Origin of the sequence: Kitasatospora nipponensis (assembly GCF_039528135.1) — a bacterium.
In the GTDB taxonomy this organism is placed as follows: domain Bacteria; phylum Actinomycetota; class Actinomycetes; order Streptomycetales; family Streptomycetaceae; genus Kitasatospora; species Kitasatospora nipponensis.
Window position 1 is genome coordinate 1 of the sequence record NZ_BAAALF010000412.1, and the last position, 1,935, is coordinate 1,935.

General features: G+C 63.3%; 3 protein-coding genes. All 3 read left to right on the plus strand.

The genetic code is table 11. The features are described 5' to 3' along the window. Positions 1-1,143: Hsp70 family protein (locus ABD323_RS40730; RefSeq protein ID WP_344447153.1), on the plus strand; the 1,143-nt coding region annotated here is incomplete at its 5' end. Between the two features lie 11 nt (positions 1,144-1,154). Further along, entirely contained in the window at positions 1,155-1,307 is a 153-nt protein-coding gene (locus tag ABD323_RS40735; RefSeq protein WP_344447154.1) for a hypothetical protein, read from the plus strand. A gap of 81 nt (positions 1,308-1,388) precedes the next feature. Continuing rightward, positions 1,389-1,935: hypothetical protein (locus ABD323_RS40740; protein WP_344447155.1), on the plus strand; the 547-nt coding region annotated here is incomplete at its 3' end.

The window sequence follows — 1,935 nt, forward strand, 5'->3', positions numbered from 1 at the left end:
ATTGCCTCGGGCGATGGCAGCCCCGCTGACCTGATGACCGCGGGCGCTCGGTTCATGGTTGCTGACTGCGGCGGTGGGACCGTCGACATCACCGCGTACGAGAACGACTCCCCCGGGCGCATGGTGGAGATCGGCCGCGTCAACGGAGGACGCCTCGGCTCCGACTACCTCAACCGTGCCTTTGAGGACCAGTTCCTGGTTTCCCGCTTTGGTGGCGCAGCGGTCCTTCAGGAACTGCGCGAGGAGTACCCCGAGGCCCTGCTAGACCTCACCGATGCGTGGGAGCGGGCCAAGCTTCACATCGGTGTAGACCAACAGGAGCCTATCTACCTCAACATCCCTTCCGCCATCGACCGCCATCTCGGTGCTGCGGGGCGTCGTCGGCTGCGCCGCCTACAAGACAACGTCTGCGACGCCATCGTCATCACTGCAGCCGAGGTCCGCTCCTTGTTCGACAACGTCGTCCCCGACATTCTGGAGCTCATCGATGACCAGCTGGACGAGATGCGGCAATCCCGCACGGAAACGTCCCAGTCGGACGTAGTCCTGCTCGTCGGAGGTTTCAGCACTTCCCCCTACCTCCACCAGTCCGTCAAGGATCATCTTGGCGACCGCGCCGCCGTCCTCATCCCGCCGGACCCCAACGTCGCTGTGCTATTCGGCGCTGTCCACTTCTGCTATGAGCCTCACACCCGGGCTCGACGTAGCCGCTTCACCTACGGCGTCGCCAGCAACATGGAGTTCGAGGAGGGCATCGACCCGGAGGAGCTGAGGAGGGTTTCCAAGAGCACCGGCAACATCTTGTGCCGGGAACGCTTCTCCATGTTCGTCTCGGCCGGCCAGACTGTCGACGTCGATCAGGAGGTCATCCACGTCTATACGCCTGTGGAAGCAACTCAAACAAAGGTTCAATTCGACCTGCACGCCACAGTCAACTCCGATCCCCGCTACGTCACCGAGCCAGGCTGCGACAAGATCGGGACCATCGTGGCTGACGTCCAGAGCGTGATGCGCTTCGCCCTCGAGGACAGGGCCGTCAGGATCCACATGCGTTTCGGGGAGACCGAGTTCAAGGTCCGTGCCGTCGTTGTCCAGACAGACGAAGAGGTCCAGGTCACCGCTCGCTTCCACTCTAACTACTGAGACTCGGTGACATGACCATCAGCTACTACGCCGGCGACGATGAGTACGAATACGAGTACCGGCATCAGCGCGGCCAGCACGCCCGCTTCGAGGAACCGGTGTTCGACCTCAGCCACCCACCTGCCTACGCCACCGCGCCAGCCATCGCCTCCTGGGGCCTCTAGTCACCGGACCCCCTTGAAGCCGTCATCAGCCACCTCACCCGACATCCCTTCCGGCTGCTGCCTACCGAAGTCGCCAGAAAGATGGATGAATTCAATGTTCGAGTCCTGCGGCTCGAAAACGCCCACAAGCGCCTGCAAGAGGCCAATGACGAACTCACCGAGCGGAACCGCCGACTTGAGGACCGTGTTGCATCCCTCATCGCCACACGCACTCAAGGCCGCAGTGACGTCGCCACCGCCGAGCACAGCGCCCACCAGACAATCGCTGCGGATTACCGAGCCCTCGTGGAACAACGCCTCCACGCCTTCGCACGCGCCCACCACAAGGCGAGCAGCCGCACCGGGCACTATGCGGATCGGCAGAGAGTTCCCCGCTTCCTAGCCGAGCTCACAAGGGCACTCTTCGCGGATCTGTCCCGTCCCCTCCCAGCAGGCGAAGGCGCCTGGAACGCCCTGGGTATCGCTCGCACAACCTGGACCGAAAGCGACCCACTTGCGCTCCTGCGTGCCGACTGCGACAACCTCCGGCAGCGTGCGAACAAGGCTGGCCTACAAGCACGCTGGGATTTCATGATCCTCAAGGACCGGCCCCTGAACCCCGAGCGCCAGGAACCCTCGTCCTCATGCG